Origin of the sequence: Mycolicibacterium chubuense, assembly GCF_001044255.1 — a bacterium.
Taxonomy (GTDB): domain Bacteria; phylum Actinomycetota; class Actinomycetes; order Mycobacteriales; family Mycobacteriaceae; genus Mycobacterium; species Mycobacterium chubuense.
Map to the genome: position 1 here is coordinate 16,111 of NZ_JYNX01000006.1, position 18,174 is coordinate 34,284.

Genomic DNA, 18,174 nt, shown 5'->3' on the forward strand with positions numbered 1-18,174 from the left:
GGATTGCACATGGGATTACGTGGCGAAGCCGCCATCGTCGGCTACGTGGAGCTGCCGCCGGAGCGGATGAGCAAGGCGACGGTCGCCCCGTTCATGATCGAGCAGTGGGCCGAGCTCGCCTCCGCCGCTCTGGCCGACGCCGGACTGGCCGGAACCGACGTCGACGGGATCGTCACCACCCACCTCGCCGAGTCGGAGATCTTCGTCCCGTCGACCGTTGCCGAATACCTCGGCGTGCGAGCGAACTTCGCCGAGCTCGTCGATCTCGGCGGGGCGAGCGCCGCGGGGATGGTGTGGCGGGCCGCGGCGGCGATCGAGCTGGGGATCTGCGACGTGGTGCTGTGCGTCATCCCGGCGCGCTACCTCACCCCCACCTCGGACAAGTTGCCCCGCCCGATGACCGACGCGGTGTTCTTCGGCGCGTCGAGCAACCAATACGGTTCGCCACAGGCCGAATTCGAGATTCCCTACGGCAATCTCGGCCAGAACGGTCCGTACGGTCAGGTCGCCCAGCGGTATGCGTCGATCTACGGCTACGACGAACGGGCCATGGCCGAGGGAGTAACCGTCGACCTCGACGAGTTCAGACTGTCATGAGCTCTTCGTGGATCGCCGTGATCGGTCGGCATGTTGAACGTCCACCAGTAGTNGGCAGCGCGTTGCCCGCGGTCCGGATGCCGGCGCCGACGTCGCGGCCCGCACCGCGAACCGGCCGGTGTGGATCAGAGGGTTCGGCGAGCAGGTGCCCTACAAGACGCCCACCTACGCCGAGGACCTGCTGCAGACGCCGATCATCCGGGCCGCCGAGACGGCCTTCGCCATGTCCGGACTCACACGCGCCCAGATGGACATGGTGTCGATCTACGACTGCTACACCATCACCGTGCTGTTGAGTCTCGAGGACGCCGGGTTCTGCGAGAAGGGCAAGGGGATGGAGTTCGTGGCCCGGCACGACCTCACCTTCCGCGGGGATTTCCCGGTCAACACCGCGGGCGGACAGCTGGGTTTCGGTCAGGCCGCCAACGCCGGAGGCATGCACCACGTGTGTGACGCCACCCGGCAGATCATGGGTCGCGCGGGCGCGGCCCAGGTGCCCGACTGCCACCGCGCGTTCGTCTCGGGTAACGGCGGCATTCTGTCCGAACAGACCACGCTCGTGCTGGAGGGGGATTGACCGTGGACCACACCTTCGCGCGGCCGATGCCGGTCAAGACACCCACCACGGCACCGTTCTGGGATGGCTTGGCCGAGCACCGGGTCGTCATCCAGTACTCACCCTCGTGGCAGTCCTACGTCTTCTATCCGAGGGTGCGCGCCCCGCGCACCCTCGCCGACGACCTGGTGTGGCGGGAGATCTCCGGGATGGGCACGCTGTACTCCTATACCGTCGCGCGCCGGCCGGTCGGCCCGCACTTCGTCGATGCGGTGCCGCAACTCCTCGCGATCGTGGAATGGGATGAGGGACCGCGGTTCTCGACGGAGCTGGTCAACGTCGAGCCGGCCGACATCTGGATCGGGATGCGGGTGCGACCGGTGTTCTGCGACCACCCCGATCACGGCGTCACCCTGCTGCGCTACGAGCCGGTCGCATGAGCGACGTCGCGGAGATCACCGACGTCCTGTTCCGCTATGCGACCGGGATCGACACCCGTGACTGGCCGTTGTTGCGCACGGTGTTCACCGAGGACTGCCGGCTGGACTACGGCGAGATCGGTGTCTGGCAGGGCGTCGACTCGGTGACCGAGTTCATGGCCGCCGCGCATGCGCCGGTTGGCCACACGATGCACCGGATCACCAATCCGGTGGTGACCGTCGACGGGGACGCCGCCCGGGCGCGCGCCTATGTCGACGCGCTCATCATGGCCGCCGACAACGAATCCGGCGTGCACGCGGCAGGTGTCTACGACGACGAGTTCGTCCGCACCGACCGGGGCTGGCGGCTCGCCCGTCGCCGATTCACCACCGTGCTGGTGGAAACGGTGGGCGCCTCATGATCTTTCGTTTTGGGTGACCAGCTTGCGCAGCGGACGGCGCGCTGTCTCGCGCATCGTCAGCACGGTCAGCAGCGTGACGAGGGCGGCACCGATCACGTAATAGGCCGGGGCGATCTGGTTGCCGGTCCGCGCCACCAGCCAGGTGGCCACATACGGGGCGGTGCCGCCGAACAGGGCCACCGAGATGTTGTAGCCGATCGAATACCCACTGGACCGCACGCGGGTGGCGAACAACTCGGCGCCCGCCGCCAGCGCCGTCGACGCGAACACCGATTCGATCGCGGCCAGGCCCGCATGCGCGGCGATCGCCGCGGCCAGCGAGCCACTGTTGAGCAGAAGGAACAGCGGATAGGTGAAGACCGCAAACAGCACCGAACCGGCGATCAGCAGCGGTTTACGTCCGATCCGGTCGGACAGCGCTCCCAGCGGAGGGATCAACGCGATCGCGACGACGCTGGCGACGGTGATGGACACGAAGGAATCGGTCTTGCTGAACTCCAGCGTCTTGGTGAAATAGCTTGGCAGGAAGGTGAACACGACGTAGAAGCCGACGTTGTGGATGATCACCAGCCCGATGATCTGCAGGATGGGCCGCCACGCGGTGGTGATCGCCTCCTTGAGCGGGGACGACGACACCTCTCCCGAGTCGCGCAGTTCCACGAACTCAGGGGTGTCACCCAGGCGCGTCCGAATGTACAGACCGACGGCGCCGAGCACGCCGGCGATCAGAAACGGTATCCGCCAGCCGTAGGCGTCCATGGCGGATTCGGACAAGACGGCCTCCAGCGCGGTGACGGTCACCGAACCGAGCAGGAAACCCACCACCACCGACCAGACCAGGAACGAGACCACGAACCCGCGGTGCCGGTCGGAGGCGAACTCGGCGAGATAGCATGCGCCGCTGCCGTATTCGCCACCCGCGGAGAACCCCTGCAGGCAGCGTAGGAGCAGCAGCAGGATCGGCGCGAACACGCCGATACTCTGATAGCTGGGGACCAGCCCGATGGCGAGGGTGGACGCCGACATCATCAGGATCACCAGCGCCAGCACCTTCTGCCGGCCGATCCGGTCACCGAGCGGACCGAAGAAGAAGCCGCCCAGCGGCCGCATGAAGAATGCGGCGGCGAAGATCGCGAACGTGTTCAGCAGCGCCGCGGTCTCGTCACCCGGGGGGAAGAACTTCTCGGCGATGTAGGTCGCGAGAAACCCGTAGATCGCGAAGTCGAACCATTCGACGGTGTTGCCGATCGCCGCGCCGCGCACCGCCTTGGCGACGGTGCCTGATGCGGCGTCGGTGCGTTGCGAGTGCTCATGATCGACGGTCATGACAATCCTCCGGGCAGTCGGGATGCAGGGGCCGCACTGTCGTAGTGCTCGTGGGGGAGGTCGGTGATGAACATGTGTCCGGGCGCATGGACGATCGCGATCGGCGGAGCGGCGCTCTGGACCGCCGTCTGCGGTGTCACCCCGCACGCCCAGAACACCGGGATCTCGTCGTCGGCGATCGCCACCGGATCGCCGAAGTCGGGACGGGCGAGGTCGCCGATGCCCAGCGCGGCCGGATCGCCCGCGTGGACGGGGGCGCCGTGCATGGCGGGGAAGCGCGCCGTCACGTCCGCGGCGCGGGCCAGATCGGTGGGCGGTATCGGACGCATCGAGACCACCATCGGCCCGCGGAACGGACCGGCGGGCACACAGGGCCGGTCGGTCACGTACATCGGAACGTTGGTGCGCTGGCGCTGATGGGCGAGAGGGATGCCGGCCGCGGCGAGCGCCCACTCGAAGGTGAAGGAACACCCCAGCAGGAAGGCGACCAGATCGGCACGCCAGTAGCGGTGCACGTCGGTCGGTTCGGCGATGCACTTCCCGTCGGTGAACACGCGATAGCGCGGGAGGTCGCTGCGCAGATCGGCGGTGGGGGCCAGCATCTGCGGGCAGGGGCTGCCGGTCGCGGTCACGTCGAGCAGGGGGCACGGTCCCGGATTCCGGACGCAGAACCGCAGAAAGTCGAGCGCGTACGCCTCGGGCAGGATCACCAGGTTGGTCTGCGCGAACCCCGGCGCCAATCCGCTGGTGGGCCCGGTATGCCGTCCGGCCCGGATGTCGGCGCGCGCCCGCCCCGCAGCGGTCACATCCCGGGCTGCCGCGGTTTGCATACGCGAGCATTCCCCATTCGCGCGCGGAACTAACGCGCAGGTGAACCGGGTGTGTAGAGGTCGGTGACGTCGGAGCGTCCCCGCAGGGTGGTCTCGCCCCCGGGGGACCAGTGGGCCTGTTCCTCCGCGCCGGCCCGATCGACGGCCGCGCCGGAACTCAACACCCGACCGGGGTGCTCTTTCGCGCAGTCGGCCAGCCGTGCCGCCTCGTTGACGGGGTCGCCGATCACGGTGTACTCGTAGCGGTTCTCCGCTCCGATGTTGCCTGCGAACACCGGACCCGCCGATACGCCGATGCCGAAATCGACGCTGAGACTGGTTAATTCGTCGGCGAGGGTGCGTGCGACCGCCAGTGCAGCCGACGCGGGGTCGGCGATGCGCAGCGGCGCACCGAACACCGCAAGCGCGGCGTCGCCCTGGAACTTGTTGATCAGCCCGTGCCGCGCGTCGACCTCGGCGACGACGATGCGGAAGAAGTCGTTGAGGATCCGGGCCACCTCGTGCGGTTCCCGCTCGACGGCCAACCGGGTCGAGTCGGTGAGGTCGACGAACAGCACCGCCACCTCCCGTTCGTCGCCCTCGGGCGACTCGCCCTGTTCCAGCGCGCGACGGGCCACCTCCTCGCCGACGTGCCGTCCGAACAGGTCGTGAAGCCGGTCACGTTCCCGAAGACCCGCCACCATGCGATTGAATCCGATTTGCAGACGACCGATCTCGGACCACTCGTAGACCTCGACGCTGCCGTCGATGTCGCCCCGCTCCACGTCGGCCATCGCCGCCACCACCTGGCCGATCGGATCCGAGATCGACATCGACACCACGAGCATCGCCCGCAATCCCAGGACGACGGCCACCAGAGCCAGCACCAGCAGTGCCAGTTCGATCGGACTGTCCTCGGTCAACAGCCAGTTGCGGTACCGCATGATCAGCAGGACAGCGATCGCGGTGCCCGGCAGCGCCGTACACAACGTCCACATCAGGATCAGTCGCGCCCGCACGCCCGGTGCGGCAGGTCGTTCGCCCGGTGGCACGCGGGCCATCAGCGGCCGCAACGTGCGAAGGGTGAACAGGAAGCCGGTGCACACCGCGGCGATCGCGCCGAAGAGCAGCGTCGTGGTGATCACGACGAACACCGACGCCTCGGCATCGCGGTTGAGCGGCACCAGCACCGCCGCGGTCAACAGCCATGGAGCCAACATGATCCCCGCCTGCCGACGGATGATCCTGGCGGTGGTGGCGATCTCGGCAGAGGTGGGCCGCCGTCCCGCCGACAGCCACCGCAGCGACGGCCGCAGGATGGCGACCGCTCCGAGTCCGACGGTGGCCGTACCGACGGTCACGACGACCACCAGGGTGACGATGTTGCCGAGCGTGACCACGCCACGACCGCCCAGCGCGCCGACGATGGCCGCGACCTCGACGACCGTGAGCAGGTAGGCCGTGGTCAGACCCACCGCGTACCGGGTCAGCAGCCGCCGTGGCCTCACACGGGGAGAAGCTATCAGTCGCTGGCGGGCAGCGGCTTGGCTTCCTTGAGGGTCAGGGCAGTGGATCCGATCGACAGCGTGCCCTTGCCGGCTTTCGTCACGAGCACCTCGGCGCCACCGTCGTCGACGTAGCGCTTGCCCATCAGGTTGCCGTCAGCGAGCGCCTCGTCGAGCGACAGGCCGGCATCGACGCTGTCGCCGACCGGGACCATCGGTGCGCCACCGGCCCGCAGATCGTCGAGGCTGTCGGCGCTGCGCACCACGATCACCTGGGTTTCACAGACCTGGCTCTGGAGGCGGGTGCCGTTCTTGATCATGCGGGCTCCTTCGACGTGGCGTTGAGTTCGTTGACGAGTTCACGGCGCAGCACCTTGCCGGTCGCATTGGTGGGGAGTTCGTTTCGGAACACCACCCGGTCGGGAGTGCGAGATCCGCGCAGCTGCGCGCGGACATGGGCGCGCAGATCCTCGATGTCGGGTTCTGTTCCCTGATGGGCGACGACGACGGCGACGATGATCTGACCCCATTCGGGATCGTCGGCGCCGACCACGGCGCAGTCGCGAACGTGCGGATGCTCGACGAGAACGTCCTCGATCTCGGCGGGCGCGATGTTCTCACCGCCGCGGATGATGGTGTCGTCGGAGCGGCCGCCGATGAACAGGTATCCCTCACCGTCGAGGTAGGCGACATCCTTGGTCGGGAACCAGCCGTTGTCGTCGAGGACGGATCCGATGTCGGTGTATCTGCCCGACACCTGCTCGCCGCGCACGAACAGTTCTCCGGGTTCGCCGGGGCCGAGCACCCGTCCGTCGTCGGCGCGGACCTCGACGTCGACGCCGGGCACCGGCCGGCCCACCGAGCCGAGCCGGCGGATGGCCGCCTCGTCGCCGGCGGCGAGTGCGGCGCGGTGATCGTCGGGGGTGAGCACGGCGATGGTGGAGCTGGTCTCGGTCAGGCCGTAGGCGTTGACGAAGCCGACCGTGGGCAGCAGGTCGAGCGCCTTGCGCACCAACGGCAGCGGCACCTTCGAGCCGCCGTAGGCCAGGGTGCGCAGGGTGGGCAGCGAGACGGCTCGTGCCTCCAGGACCGAGACGATACGGTCGAGCATCGTCGGCACGACGGTGGCCGACGTCACGCCCTCCTCGATCACCAGCCGCACCCACTGCTCTGCGTCGAAGTGCCTGAGGTACACCATCTTCCGGCCCGCGTACAGGTTCGACAGCGCCGCGCCGACCCCCGCGATGTGGTACGGCGGCACGCAGATCAGCGCGGCGTCTCCCGGCTCTGCGGAGGCGAACTCGACGGTGCCGGTGATGTAACTGGTCAGGTTGTTGTGGGTGAGTTCGACGGCTTTCGGTGTGGAGGTGGTGCCCGAGGTGAACAGCACGACCGCGACGGCGTCGGGATCGGCGAACACCGGAATGTCCGGGCCGGGCTCCGTTTCGCCTGCCTCGGCGAGGAATTCGGCGGATCCCAGTACCCGGTACCCGTCACCGACGGCCGCCCGGTACTCGTCGTCGACGACGACGAGTGGGTCGGGCAGGCGATCGAGAAGGGTGCGCAGGCCGTCGGGGGAGAGTCGGTAGTTCAGCGGCGTGACCGGTATCGCCGTGCGGGCCGAGGCGAACAACAGGAGGGGAAGCATGGCGCCGCCCGTGCCGACGTACGCGACGTGCCGGGTGCCCGAGGAGGCGATCACCTGCGCGCCGCCATCGGCGAGCGCGCTCAATTCACCGGTGGTGAGCCGGGTGTCGTCGTCGACCACCGCCGTCCGATCCGGATCGGACGACGCAGCCATTTCCAGCAGCAGGGAGATACTCATGACTTGTCCAGGAAGATATCCCACAGCGGGTCGTCCCCGCCGCCGTACGTCGACAGATCGGTGACGCCGGCGGCCGTCAGCACATCGGCGTCGATGAAGGTCCGGCCGTTCACCTCGTGGGCGGGCCTGGCCAGGATCGCCACCGCGGCGTCGCCCATGATGTCCGGGCTGCGGGAGGCGTCGACGAGTTGGTCGCCGCCGGGGAGGTTCGCCACCGCGGAGGTCGCGATATAGGTCTGTGGCCACAGGCAACTGAAGCCGATGCCCGCCCCGTCGCGTTCGCCGCGGAACTCCTCGGCCCACCCCAGCGACAGCAGCGTCATGCCGTATTTGGACAGCGTGTAGGACGGGTGCGCACCCAACCAGTGCGGACTCGTGTTCAGCGGTGGCGCCAGCGTGAGCACATGAGGGTTGGCCGACGTTCGCAGGTGCGGCAACGCTGCCTTGGTGAGCAGGAAGGTGCCGCGGACGTTGATGTCCATCATCAGGTCGAACTTCTTGGCCGAGAGTGCCTCGGTCGGTTCGGTGGCGATGGCGCTCGCGTTGTTCACGACGATGTCGATGCCGCCGAAGTGCGCGACGGCGGTGTCCACCGCGCGCACCACGTCGTCGGTGTTGCGCACGTCGCCGACCACCGCCACCGCCTTGCCGCCGGCGGCCTCGACCTCGGCGACCGCGGTGTGCACGGTGCCCGGCAGGCGGGGGTGCGGCTCGGCGGTCTTGGCCAGCAGCACCACGTTGGCGCCGCGCCGTGCCGCGGCCAGGGCGATGGCCAGGCCGATTCCGCGACTGCCGCCCGACACCACCATGGTGCGGTCGGTGAACGGCGACTCGGTGGGTACGTCGGACATCGCGCCTCCTTGCGGACACTGGATAGTGCCGTTCTCATTTTATGCGAATCGCGTAATCGCTGTGTACCGGGGCTTCGGAGTTGCGGTTCGGCCGCCGACACCCATCGCTGCGTGCATCTTTGCCTCAGACGGTATTGGCATTCTCATTTTTTGCAAGTACGTTATCCACTGATGAGCGACCCAGTACAGACACCCTCCGGGCTGCCGCTGGAGCCCGTGTACGGACCGGCCGACCGGGCCGGCGATCCGCCACCGCCGGGTACCTATCCGTTCACCCGCGGCAACTTCGCATCGGGATACCGCGGCAAGACGTGGACGTTCCGGCAGTACTCCGGCTTCGGCACGGCCGAGGAGTCCAACCGCCGGTACCGCTACCTGCTCGACCAGGGCGGCACCGGGCTGTCGGTGGCGCTCGACCTGCCCACCCAGTGTGGCTACGACTCCGACGATCCCGAATACGGCGAGGAGGTCGGGCGGGTCGGCGTGGCCGTGGACACGCTCGCCGATGCCGAGGTGCTGTTCGACGGCATCCCACTGGACGCGATCAGCACCAGCTTCACGATCAACGGCACCGCTGCGATCCTGCTGGCGTTCTACGTGGCCGCCGCCGAGAAGAAGGGCGTCCCGCGCGAGAAGCTCACCGGCACCATCCAGAACGACATCCTCAAGGAGTACGCGTCGCGCGGCACCTGGATCTGGCCGCCGGAGCCCTCGCTGCGGTTGATCGCCGACACGATCGAGTTCTGCGCCGACGAGGTACCGAGATTCAACGCGATCTCGGTGGCCGGCGCACACTTCCGCGACGCCGGCGCCAACGCCGTGCAGGAGATGGCCTTCACTCTGGCCGACGGTGTCACCTACTGCGACACCGTGGTCGAGCGCGGCCGGATGACGATCGACAAGTTCGCGCCGCAGATCTCGTTCTTCTTCTACACCCACGGTGACTTCTTCGAGGAGATCGCGAAGTACCGGGCGGGCCGGCGGCGCTGGGCGACGCTGGTGCGGGAGCGCTACGGCGCCACCACCGACAAGGCGTCGATGTTCCGGTTCGGCTGCGTGGCCGGTGGTGCGTCGCTGTATGCGCCCCAGGCGCAGAACAATCTGGTCCGTGTGGCCTACGAGGCGATGGCGGCGGTGCTCGGCGGTGTCCAGTCGATGTTCACCGCGGCCTGGGACGAGCCGTTCGCGCTACCCAGCGAGGAGTCCGCGACGCTCGCGCTGCGGACCCAGCAGATCCTGGCCTACGAGACAGGTGTCACCAAAGTCGCCCACCGCCGGGGCCGACCACGCCGTGTTCGTCGAGGTCAGCCCGCACCCGCTGCTGGGCTACGCGATCAAGGACACGCTGGCCGAGCAGCACCACCACAGCATCGCCACGACGGTGCCGACGACCACCACCACGTCGCCCNACCACATCCCCGAGCTGACCGCGGCGGGTCAGCGTGCGCTGCATCGAGGACGGCTACCTGCAGGGGCTGATCGCCGACGAGGCCTACACGATCCACCAGGAAGTAGAACAAGGGCATCGGCCCGTCGTCGGCGTGAACAGATTCGTCACCGACGAGCCGCCGCCCGAGATCGCCACCTACGAACTCGACGCCGAGGGACGGGATCTGCAGCTCAAGCGGCTCGCGAAGGTCAAGGCCGAACGCGATGCCGTCGCCGTCCGGCAGGCATTGACAGCGCTCGCGAAGAGCGCGGAAGGCACCGACAATCTGATGCACAACCTGATCGACTGCGCCAACGCCTACTGCACCGTCGGTGAGATGGTGTCCACGCTGAAGTCGGTGTGGGGCGAGTTCGTCCAGCCGGTGGTGTTCTAGTGACCACCCGGGTACTCGTCGCCAAGCCCGGCCTGGACGGCCATGACCGCGGCGCGAAGATCGTCGCACGCACGCTGCGTGACGCGGGCTTCGAGGTCATCTACACCGGCATCCGCCAGCGGATCGAGGACATCGTATCGATCGCTCTGCAGGAAGATGTTGCGCTGGTGGGTCTTTCGATACTCTCCGGTGCGCACGTCGCGCTGACCCGACGTACTGTCGATGCGCTGCGGGCGGCCGACGCCGGCGACATCGCCGTCGTCGTCGGCGGCACCATCCCGCAGGCCGACGTGCAGAAGCTGCTCGACGCGGGAGCGGCCGCGGTGTTCCCGACGGGGACCTCGCTCGAGGATCTGGTCCGTGACGTCCGCGAGCTGACCGAGACGGCGGACCGGTCATGAGACTGGGTGTCATGATCGGGGCCGAGCGCGGGGACATGGCGCGCAAGGTCGCCAAGCTGGTCTCCGACATCCAGTGGGCCGAGTCGGCCGGTCTGGACACCGCGTGGATGCCGCAGGTGCCCAACGACTTCGACTGCCTGACCATGGTCGCGCTGATGGCCGCCCACACGACGCGGATCGAACTCGGTACCGCCGTCGTGCCGCTGCAGGCCCAGCACCCGATCGCGCTGGCCCGCCAGGCTCTTTCGGTGCACGCGATGGCTTCCGGCCGGCTCGCGCTCGGGGTGGGCCCGTCGCACCACTGGATCGTGCGCGACATGCTGGGCCTACCCTACGACAAGCCCGCGGCCTACACCCGCGACTATCTCGAGGTGCTCGACGCCGCGCTCGCCGGTCCGGGCGACGTCGACGTCGAGAACGCGTCGTTCACCGTGCACAACCCGACGGTGCTGGCCGCCGAGACGCCGCTTCCGGTGCTGGTGGCCGCGCTCGGACCGGTCATGCTGCAGATCGCCGGCGAGCGTGCTGACGGAACCGTTCTCTGGATGGCCGACGAGAAGGCGATCGGCGAGCACATCGCCCCGAAGATCACCAGGGCCGCCGCCGAGGCCGGGCGTCCCGCGCCGCGCATCGTGGCTGGTATCCCGGTGTGTCTGTGTGCCACCAGCGAGATCGACGCCGCCAAGGAGCGCGCCAACCGCATCCTGGCCGAGGCCGAGACGTCGCCGAACTATCAGCGGCTGCTCGATCGCGGCGACGCGCGCAACGTCGGGGACCTCTGCGCTGCAGGCGACATGGAACACATTCTGGCGCGGTTCAAGCAGTTCGCCGACGCCGGCGTCACCGATCTGTCGGTACGACTGCTGCCGATCGGCGACACCCGCGACGAGCTGGTGGCATCGAAGTACCGCACCCGCGAGGTGATCGCGGAGCTGGCCAAGGCCGTGCAGTGAAGGGTCCGCTGGCCGGCATCCGCGTCCTGGAGGTCGGCGTCATGCTCGCGGGTCCGTACGCCACGATGATGCTCGCCGACCTCGGCGCCGACGTGCTCAAGATCGAGCCGCCGGGCGGCGAGATCTCCCGCCAGGTCAGCGACAGCTACTTCGCGAGCCTGAACCGCAACAAGCAGAGCGTCTGCCTGGATCTGCGGTCCGCCGAGGGCAGGCAACGGCTCGGCGAGCTGGTCGCGGATTCCCATGCGCTGCTGGTCAACATGAAGCCGTCGGCGATCCGGCGGCTGGGCCTCACCTACGAGTCGCTGCGACAGTACAACGAGGGCATCGTGTGCGTGGCGCTGACGGGCTACGGGCTCGACGGCGGGGACGACCCGGCGTTCGACTACGTGATCCAGGCGTCGACGGGAGTGGCGGCGATGACCGGCGACCCGGAGGGCCCGCCGACGCTGCCCGGGTATTCGTCGGCCGACAACTCCACCGGCCTCACTGCGGCGCTCGGCCTGCTGGCTCAGATCGTCTCCGGGCGCGGGGGACAGGTCGACGTGTCGCTGCGCGACGTCATGCTCTCGCAGCTGAACTACCGCGCCGCCGCGTATCTCAACGACGGCACCGAGCCGCGCCGGCACCCGTACGGCGCGCATTCGTATTACGTTCCGGCGCAGTTGTTCCCGACCGCCGACGGGTATCTCGCACTGTTCATCACCCACGACGCCTTCTGGGCGGCGTTCGCCGCGGAGGCCGGAATCGCCGGCTTCGCCACCATGGCCGAACGGGCGTCTCGGCGCGACGAGGTGCTGGAGCTGGTCGGCGCCGCGCTCGCGACGGACACCGCCGCGCATTGGGAAGCCCGGCTGCGGCCGCTCGGCATCCCGGTGTCAGCGGTGCGTACGCTGCCCGAGGCGTTGGCCGCCACCCCCGAGGCGGTGGTGACAGCGGGGGACTTTCGGTTGGTGCGCAGTCCGATCCGGATCACGGACCATCAACCCGAGTACCGTCCCGCGCCCCGTCTCGACGAACACGCGCGCACCGCTCACTCGTCGTAGGTGACCGTCACATCGGGAGTGTCCGGAACTGCCTGGCAGGTCAGCACGTATCCCTCGTCGACCTCGTCCTCGGTCAGCGCATCGTTGACCCGCATCGTGGCCCGGCCGGTCTTCAACAGCGCCATACACGTCCCGCAGTTGCCGGCCTCGCAGGAGAAGGGCGGCCCCATCCCGGCGCGGCGCGCGCTGTCGAGCAGCGTCTCCCCGGGTCTGGTCGGCACCGACGCGGTGCTCCCGTCCAGCTGAATGGTGATGGTGCCCCCGGTCAGACCTGTTTCGGCGTCCACGCGACGTCCCGCTCCTTCACCGATCGACATTGTCATTCTGATAATAGGAGAATACTATTCTCCTCGACAAACGGTATTCCTCTCATCATCATCCACGAGGAGGGCGCGCGCGACGTGAGTGAGCCCATGGCGCTCGCGTTCGGGGAACGGCAGTACAGTCTCGCCGACCTCGACGCCCAGGCCGAGGCGTTGGCCGCCGCACTGCGCCTGCGCGGGGTCGGTCCGTCGTCCCGGGTCGCCGTGATGTCGTCGAACCGGCCGGAGTTCGTGGTCGCGCTGCGCGCGATCTGGCGCCTCGGGTCGGCGGCGGTGTTGCTCAGCCCGGCGTGGAAGCAGGCGGAGGTCGGCCACGCGCTGTCACTGACCCGGCCGGCGCATGCGGTGGGCGACCACGCGGTGCTCGCCGCGGCGATGCCGATGCTGCATCTGGACGAGCCGATCCCACCGGCATCGTGCACGGCGGAGGCGATCGATCCCGGGGCGGACGCGGTCCTGGTATTCAGCTCGGGCACCACCGGGATGCCCAAAGCCGTTCGGCACACACACGCCTCGCTGGCTGCCGCGATCCGGCACTGGCGCGGGGCGCTGCAGCTCACCTCGGCAGATCGTCTGCAGGTGATGACACCCCCATCGCACATCCTCGGACTGCTCAACATCGTGACGGCGCTCGACACCGGGGCGTGGATCCGGCTGCATCCACGCTTCGACATCGACACGATGCTGCGCCACATCGAGGCCGACCGCATCACCGTCGACATGGCGGTCGCCCCGATCGCGCTGGCGCTGTCGGCGCACCCCGGCCTGGAAGCCCACGACCTGTCGTCCCTGCGCTACCTCATGTGGTGTGCCACGCCGGTCACCAGCAGCGTGGCCCACGCCGTCACCGAGCGCACCGGGGTCGCGTGGGTGACCGCGTACGGAGCCAGCGAACTGCCTGTCATCTCCTGCAACGATCTGCCCGCGGCGCGCCTGGACACCGTGGGCCGTGCTGTCGACGGCGTGCGCGTGCGGGTCGTCGACACCGAGACCGGGACGCCGCTGGGCATCGGCGCCGACGGGGAGATCCAGGTGCGATCGGAGGCCGCCATGGCTGGCTACCTCCCGGAAAACGCGACGGCCCAGGCATTTTCGGAGGGTTGGTACCGGACCGGCGACATCGGCAGCCTCGATGCCGACGGCTATCTGCGCATCACCGACCGCGCCCGCGAGATGATCAAGGTGCGCGGCTTCCAGGTCGCGCCCGCCGAGATCGAAGCGGTGCTGCACGGCCATCCCGCCGTCGAGGACTGCGCGGTGTTCGGTGTCCCGGCCCCCGACGGGGAGGCGATCATCGCCGCCGTGACGGTGGGCGCCACCGTGGAGCCCGACGCGCTGATCGCCGTCGTGGCCGACCGGCTGGCGTCCTACAAGCGGCCCAGCCGGGTGGTGATCGTCGACGAGATCCCGCGCCTGCCGTCGGGCAAGGTGCTGCGCCGAGTGCTCCGGGAGCGGGCGTTGAGCGGTTGCGCAGAGAGTGGAGGAATCCGTGGACGTTCGTCTGACCAGTGAACAGGAGCAGCTGCGTGCTGCGGCTGCCGAGTTGGCGGCCGGCCTGGGACCCGGGTCGGTGGCCGAGCTCGACGACGAGGTCCGCGTCGCGCGATTGGAGAAGGCGTTGGACGCGACCGGCTTTCGCGTGTTGCGCTCCGACGGGGCGTCCGCTGTGGAGGTCGCGATCGTGGCCGAGGAATTCGGCAGGCGGCTGGTCGACGTGCCGTTCCTGGGGCCTGTGCTCGTTGACGACCTGCAGCGCCGGCTGGGCCGCACGGTCGCGGTCACCGATGAGCCGCTGACGTCGGTGGATCTGACCGGCGCCCTCGTCGGCGTCGTCGAGTCGCCGCCGGAACTGAGCCGGCTGTCCGAGGAGGAGTCGGGCCGCTGGTATGCGCTCGCGCTGGCGACCAGCACCGCGGACATCCTCGGCGCGGCGAGGGGAACGCACGCATTGGCAACCGAATACGCCGCCGTGCGAGAGCAGTACGGCGCGGCGATCGGTTCCTATCAGGCCGTGGCGCATCTGCTCGCCGAAGGCCTGGCGCTGATCGAAGGGGCCATCAGCGTTGCGCGCCACGCCGCCTGGGCCGTCGACGAACTCCCGGTGGCCGAGGCCGTCGACGCCGCCCGGATAGCCAAGATCTACTGCGCGCGCGCCGCGATGACGGTGTGCGAGACGTCGATCCAGGTGCACGGCGGCATCGGCAACACCTGGGAGTGCCTGGCCCATGTCTATCTGCGCCGGGTCCTGGCCGCCACCGAGGTGTGGCCCGTAAAGCTGGAGGAGCTGACCATTGGACTTTCGTGATTCCGCCGACGAGGCCGCGTTCCGGAAGCGCCTGCGGGCCTGGCTGATCGAGCAGAAGGGCAGGTTCCCGACGTCGGGCGACGCTTATTGGGCCAAGGCCGGACAGTGGCACCGGGCACTGTTCGAGGCGGGGTTCTTCGGCACGTCGTGGCCGAAGGCGTACGGCGGTCATGATCTGCCGCCGGTGTACGACGTGATCGTCGACGAGGAGATCGCCAAAGCCGGCGCGCCCGCACGGCCGAGTCTGGGCTACCTCGTCGTCGGCCTGAGTCACCACGGCAGCGAGGATCTTCGGCGACGCTTCCTGCCCGGCATGATCAACGGCACCGAGCGATGGTGTCAGGGTTTCTCCGAGCCGGGCGCGGGATCAGATCTCGCGTCGCTGACGACGACGGCCGTGCAGGACGGGTCTGAGTACGTGATCCACGGCCACAAGATCTGGACGAGTTACTCCGACGTCGCCGACTGGTGCCTGGTGCTCGCGCGCACCGACAAGACCGTGCCCAAGCACAAGGGCATTTCGGCGTTCATCGTGGACATGCACCAACCCGGCATCGAGCAGCGTCCGCTGAAGATGATCAGCGGCGTGACCCGGGAGTTCGGCCAGGTGAGCTTCGACGGCGCCCGGGTGCCCGCCGAGAACATGGTGGGCGCGCCGGGCGAGGGGTGGAAGCTGGCCATGACGGTGGTCAGCCACGAGCGGGAGCCCTCCACGCTCGGGTTCTCGGCACGCTATGGAAAGACCGTGCGCCAGATGGCGTCCCGCGTCGACGGCGCACCGAACGCCGAGCTGCTGTGGGCGTGGGTCCAGACAGAGATGCTGCGGCTACATGTGCGCAGGCGGCTCTCCGAGCAACTCGACGGCCTGACCCACGGTCCCCAGGGGTCACTCGACAAGCTGCTGATGACCTGGGTCGAGCAGTCGGTCGGCCACGCGGCGCTGCACACGGTCGGCACCGGCGACGAGGAGTTGTTCGGCGCCTACATGTACAGCCGCGCCCAGAGCGTGATGGGCGGCACGTCGCAGATCCAGAAGAACATCATCGCGCAACGCATCCTCGGACTGGGGGCCTAGATGTACGACATGCCAGAAGAGATCGACGTCCGCGCCGACGGTGGGTTGCGCATCATCACGCTCAACCGGCCCGACGAGCTCAATGCGGTCAACGACGCGCTGCACGTCGGCCTGGCCCGGATCTGGGAGGCGCTCAACGAGGACGCCGACGTCCGGGCCGCGGTCATCACCGGCGCGGGGCGGGCGTTCTCGGCCGGCGGCGATTTCCACTATCTCGACGAGTTGCGCCGTGACGAGGCGTTGCGGCGCAAGACGATCAAGCACGGCCGCGATCTGGTCATCGGCATGGTGCGCTGCCGGGTGCCGGTCATCGCCGCGGTCAACGGTCCTGCCGTGGGACTGGGCTGCAGCCTGGCCGCGCTGTCCGACATCGTCTACATGGCCGAGACCGCGCACTTCGCCGACCCGCACGTCCAGATCGGTCTGGTCGCCGCCGACGGCGGACCGCTGGTGTGGGGGTCGCAGATCAGCCTGTTGCAGGCCAAGGAGTTCGCGTTGACGGGCGTGCGGATCAAGGCGCCGCGGGCACTGGAGCTGGGCCTGGCGAATCACGTTGTCGCCGAGCCGGTCTCCGAGGCGATCGCGTGTGCGAAGAAGATCATGGCGCTGCCCCAGCAGGCGGTCGAAGCCACCAAGCGGCTGATGAACATCCAGCTGGAGCGCTCGGTGATGGCGTCGCTGGACTACGCCAACCTCGCCGAGTACGTGTCGTTCGGCACGCCTGAGTTCAACACGATCGTCGACGGTCTGATCGCCAAGGACTAGGGCTTGTTGCGCCCCGAACGGCTGAGCCGCCACTCCGGCGGGAAGTTCAGATCGTTGTCCTTGACCACGTTGTTGAGTCCCTTCTCGAAGGTGCCCTCGGTGAGGTCGACGTCGGCCTGCTGATCGTTGCGGATGAGCGGAAGCATGCCCTCGACCATGCCGGTGAGCAGGCTGCCGAAGTACTCGCCCTTGTGCTGCTTGTAGAGCTCCAGGAAGGTCTTCTGCACCGCGACGGTGTCGGTGGGACGCGACCGCGAGCAGGCCAGCGCGTACTTGTGCGTCTCGGCTTCCAAGGCGTCGCGGGGCACCACGCTGTTGAGGAAGCCGCAGTCGTCCATTTCCTTGGCCGTGAAAGGCCTTCCGGTGAAGAGCATCTCGGAGAACTTGCGCAGCCCCATGGTCTCGGCCCACCACCACAGCCGCGGGCCCCAGCCCACATAGCGGAAGGCCGGGTGGCCGAACAGCGCGTCGTCGGAGGAGACCACCAGGTCCGCGTCACCGGCCTGGTAGAAGTGCCAGCCGTAGCAGTACCCCTTGGCCTCGACGATGCTGATCTTGCGCAGTTCCTGCAGCGGCCGGTTGCCGGCGGGCGCCTTGGCGTAGAAGTCGGTCACGGTGGACAGGTAGCGGTACGAGCCGCCGGGCGGATACTTCACGTCGTCGTCGTTGATCGCGACCTCGTGCAGCAGCGGCATGCCCGGGTTCTCCAGCATGTCCCGCTGCTCGGGCAGATCGCCTCCGCTGCCGAAGTCCTGGCCCTCACCGCGGATGACGACCACTTTGACGTCGTCGTCCACGTTGCACTTGTGGATCAGGTCGGCATAGAGCTGGCGCATGCCCAGCGTGGTCGAGTTCTGCGCGTCGGGCCGGTCGAAGGTGATCGTCGCGATCCGGTTCGCAGTGTCCTTCTCGAAGCGGATGTACTGCTCGGCGTCCTTCTTCATCTCCGCGTAGTCGTGGTCTGGCACGGCGCCTCCTTGATTCCGTCGAGCTCGAGGTCAGTCTCGCAGCGTTGGCGCCCGCCCGGACGATTTCGACTCTTCGCTTAAATTGCCGCGGAATAGCATTCCTGGTCGCTCACACGCGCTCAAAGTCAAGTGGTCATGACAACGGTTAGGCCGCTTGGTTAATGAGGGCGGCCATGCGTTGGGCTGGTGTGTCGAGGTCGAGGGT

The 18,174-nt window shown here is 68.3% G+C and carries 17 protein-coding genes and 4 pseudogenes; 13 read left to right on the forward strand and 8 right to left on the reverse strand.

The genetic code is table 11. The features are described 5' to 3' along the window. Nucleotides 1–9 precede the first annotated feature (9 nt). The 4 genes and pseudogenes from MCHUDSM44219_RS00670 to MCHUDSM44219_RS00685 all read left to right on the forward strand — a co-directional run. Nucleotides 10–649 (forward strand): annotated as a pseudogene (locus MCHUDSM44219_RS00670) (beta-ketoacyl-[acyl-carrier-protein] synthase family protein); the annotation flags it as partial. Nucleotide 650: 1 nt separating this feature from the next. Next, a pseudogene (locus tag MCHUDSM44219_RS00675) lies at nt 651–1,174 on the forward strand (thiolase family protein); the annotation flags it as partial. A 26-nt stretch (nt 1,175–1,200) separates the two neighbouring features. Next, entirely contained in the window at nt 1,201–1,593 is a 393-nt protein-coding gene (locus tag MCHUDSM44219_RS00680) for a Zn-ribbon domain-containing OB-fold protein (RefSeq protein ID WP_048416316.1), read from the forward strand. Further along, on the forward strand, nt 1,590–1,994 hold the full coding sequence (locus MCHUDSM44219_RS00685) for a nuclear transport factor 2 family protein (RefSeq protein ID WP_048416299.1): 405 nt from the start codon (nt 1,590–1,592) through the stop codon (nt 1,992–1,994). The genes MCHUDSM44219_RS00680 and MCHUDSM44219_RS00685 overlap by 4 nt, the downstream gene beginning before the upstream one ends. Here the strand turns inward: MCHUDSM44219_RS00685 and MCHUDSM44219_RS00690 are convergent. Genes MCHUDSM44219_RS00690 through MCHUDSM44219_RS00715 form a run of 6 tightly spaced genes read right to left on the reverse strand, consistent with a single transcriptional unit; the run spans nt 1,989 to nt 8,310 of the window. Next, complete coding sequence (locus tag MCHUDSM44219_RS00690) at nt 1,989–3,320, reverse strand: MFS transporter (RefSeq protein ID WP_048416300.1); 1,332 nt, start codon at nt 3,318–3,320, stop codon at nt 1,989–1,991. The genes MCHUDSM44219_RS00685 and MCHUDSM44219_RS00690 overlap by 6 nt on opposite strands. After that, complete coding sequence (locus MCHUDSM44219_RS00695; protein ID WP_048416301.1) at nt 3,317–4,150, reverse strand: putative hydro-lyase; 834 nt, start codon at nt 4,148–4,150, stop codon at nt 3,317–3,319. The genes MCHUDSM44219_RS00690 and MCHUDSM44219_RS00695 overlap by 4 nt, the downstream gene beginning before the upstream one ends. A gap of 29 nt (nt 4,151–4,179) precedes the next feature. Beyond that, complete coding sequence (locus MCHUDSM44219_RS00700; RefSeq protein WP_048416302.1) at nt 4,180–5,637, reverse strand: adenylate/guanylate cyclase domain-containing protein; 1,458 nt, start codon at nt 5,635–5,637, stop codon at nt 4,180–4,182. Between the two features lie 14 nt (nt 5,638–5,651). After that, nucleotides 5,652–5,954 (reverse strand): hypothetical protein, encoded by a 303-nt coding sequence (locus tag MCHUDSM44219_RS00705; protein WP_048416303.1) that lies wholly within the window; start codon nt 5,952–5,954, stop codon nt 5,652–5,654. After that, on the reverse strand, nt 5,951–7,459 hold the full coding sequence (locus MCHUDSM44219_RS00710) for a class I adenylate-forming enzyme family protein (protein WP_048416304.1): 1,509 nt from the start codon (nt 7,457–7,459) through the stop codon (nt 5,951–5,953). The genes MCHUDSM44219_RS00705 and MCHUDSM44219_RS00710 overlap by 4 nt, the downstream gene beginning before the upstream one ends. Continuing rightward, nucleotides 7,456–8,310, reverse strand: coding sequence for an SDR family oxidoreductase (locus MCHUDSM44219_RS00715; protein WP_048416305.1), 855 nt, complete (start codon nt 8,308–8,310; stop codon nt 7,456–7,458). The genes MCHUDSM44219_RS00710 and MCHUDSM44219_RS00715 overlap by 4 nt, the downstream gene beginning before the upstream one ends. A 171-nt stretch (nt 8,311–8,481) precedes the next feature. Here MCHUDSM44219_RS00715 and MCHUDSM44219_RS00720 point away from each other — a divergent pair. The 5 genes and pseudogenes from MCHUDSM44219_RS00720 to MCHUDSM44219_RS00740 form a co-directional block, all read left to right on the forward strand. After that, nucleotides 8,482–9,586 (forward strand): annotated as a pseudogene (locus MCHUDSM44219_RS00720) (methylmalonyl-CoA mutase family protein); the annotation flags it as partial. Between the two features lie 133 nt (nt 9,587–9,719). Next, nucleotides 9,720–10,133, forward strand: a pseudogene (locus MCHUDSM44219_RS00725) (methylmalonyl-CoA mutase family protein); the annotation flags it as partial. After that, nucleotides 10,133–10,534, forward strand: a complete 402-nt coding sequence (locus MCHUDSM44219_RS00730) for a cobalamin B12-binding domain-containing protein (protein ID WP_048416307.1) — start codon at nt 10,133–10,135, stop codon at nt 10,532–10,534. The pseudogene MCHUDSM44219_RS00725 and the gene MCHUDSM44219_RS00730, both read left to right, overlap by 1 nt. Next, nucleotides 10,531–11,487 (forward strand): LLM class F420-dependent oxidoreductase, encoded by a 957-nt coding sequence (locus tag MCHUDSM44219_RS00735; protein WP_048416308.1) that lies wholly within the window; start codon nt 10,531–10,533, stop codon nt 11,485–11,487. Before MCHUDSM44219_RS00730 ends, MCHUDSM44219_RS00735 begins: the two co-directional genes overlap by 4 nt. After that, entirely contained in the window at nt 11,484–12,533 is a 1,050-nt protein-coding gene (locus MCHUDSM44219_RS00740) for a CaiB/BaiF CoA transferase family protein (protein WP_082161968.1), read from the forward strand. The genes MCHUDSM44219_RS00735 and MCHUDSM44219_RS00740 overlap by 4 nt, the downstream gene beginning before the upstream one ends. On the opposite strand, the gene MCHUDSM44219_RS00745 is transcribed toward MCHUDSM44219_RS00740, so the two are convergent. Beyond that, nucleotides 12,521–12,820, reverse strand: a complete 300-nt coding sequence (locus MCHUDSM44219_RS00745) for a 2Fe-2S iron-sulfur cluster-binding protein (protein WP_231508418.1) — start codon at nt 12,818–12,820, stop codon at nt 12,521–12,523. The genes MCHUDSM44219_RS00740 and MCHUDSM44219_RS00745 overlap by 13 nt on opposite strands. 114 nt (nt 12,821–12,934) lie before the next feature. Between MCHUDSM44219_RS00745 and MCHUDSM44219_RS00750 the strand changes: the two genes are divergently transcribed. The 4 genes from MCHUDSM44219_RS00750 to MCHUDSM44219_RS00765 are packed head-to-tail and all read left to right on the forward strand — an operon-like array spanning nt 12,935 to nt 17,001. Then, a complete protein-coding gene (locus tag MCHUDSM44219_RS00750; protein WP_048416310.1) occupies nt 12,935–14,368 on the forward strand; it encodes a class I adenylate-forming enzyme family protein in 1,434 nt (477 codons plus the stop codon). Then, nucleotides 14,346–15,161: an acyl-CoA dehydrogenase family protein gene (locus MCHUDSM44219_RS00755; protein WP_048416319.1), complete on the forward strand. Its 816-nt coding sequence runs from the start codon at nt 14,346–14,348 to the stop codon at nt 15,159–15,161. The genes MCHUDSM44219_RS00750 and MCHUDSM44219_RS00755 overlap by 23 nt, the downstream gene beginning before the upstream one ends. Further along, the gene (locus MCHUDSM44219_RS00760; protein WP_048416311.1) at nt 15,148–16,236 is read left to right on the forward strand and encodes an acyl-CoA dehydrogenase family protein; all 1,089 of its coding nucleotides are present in this window, start codon (nt 15,148–15,150) and stop codon (nt 16,234–16,236) included. Before MCHUDSM44219_RS00755 ends, MCHUDSM44219_RS00760 begins: the two co-directional genes overlap by 14 nt. Continuing rightward, entirely contained in the window at nt 16,237–17,001 is a 765-nt protein-coding gene (locus MCHUDSM44219_RS00765; protein ID WP_048416312.1) for an enoyl-CoA hydratase/isomerase family protein, read from the forward strand. Here MCHUDSM44219_RS00765 and MCHUDSM44219_RS00770 read toward each other — a convergent pair. Further along, a complete protein-coding gene (locus MCHUDSM44219_RS00770; RefSeq protein ID WP_048416313.1) occupies nt 16,998–17,969 on the reverse strand; it encodes an enoyl-CoA hydratase/isomerase family protein in 972 nt (323 codons plus the stop codon). The genes MCHUDSM44219_RS00765 and MCHUDSM44219_RS00770 overlap by 4 nt on opposite strands. Nucleotides 17,970–18,174: the final 205 nt, after the last annotated feature.

Bases quoted from the DNA above. Each gene is read 5' to 3' on its own strand.
- MCHUDSM44219_RS00705 (WP_048416303.1), bottom strand. From the start codon at position 5,954: ATGATCAAGAACGGCACCCGCCTCCAGAGCCAGGTCTGTGAAACCCAG.
- MCHUDSM44219_RS00690 (WP_048416300.1), bottom strand. From the start codon at position 3,320: ATGACCGTCGATCATGAGCACTCGCAACGCACCGACGCCGCATCAGGC.
- MCHUDSM44219_RS00735 (WP_048416308.1), top strand. From the start codon at position 10,531: ATGAGACTGGGTGTCATGATCGGGGCCGAGCGCGGGGACATGGCGCGC.
- MCHUDSM44219_RS00695 (WP_048416301.1), bottom strand. From the start codon at position 4,150: ATGCAAACCGCGGCAGCCCGGGATGTGACCGCTGCGGGGCGGGCGCGC.
- MCHUDSM44219_RS00710 (WP_048416304.1), bottom strand. From the start codon at position 7,459: ATGAGTATCTCCCTGCTGCTGGAAATGGCTGCGTCGTCCGATCCGGAT.
- MCHUDSM44219_RS00765 (WP_048416312.1), top strand. From the start codon at position 16,237: ATGTACGACATGCCAGAAGAGATCGACGTCCGCGCCGACGGTGGGTTG.
- MCHUDSM44219_RS00715 (WP_048416305.1), bottom strand. From the start codon at position 8,310: ATGTCCGACGTACCCACCGAGTCGCCGTTCACCGACCGCACCATGGTG.
- MCHUDSM44219_RS00680 (WP_048416316.1), top strand. From the start codon at position 1,201: ATGCCGGTCAAGACACCCACCACGGCACCGTTCTGGGATGGCTTGGCC.
- MCHUDSM44219_RS00685 (WP_048416299.1), top strand. From the start codon at position 1,590: ATGAGCGACGTCGCGGAGATCACCGACGTCCTGTTCCGCTATGCGACC.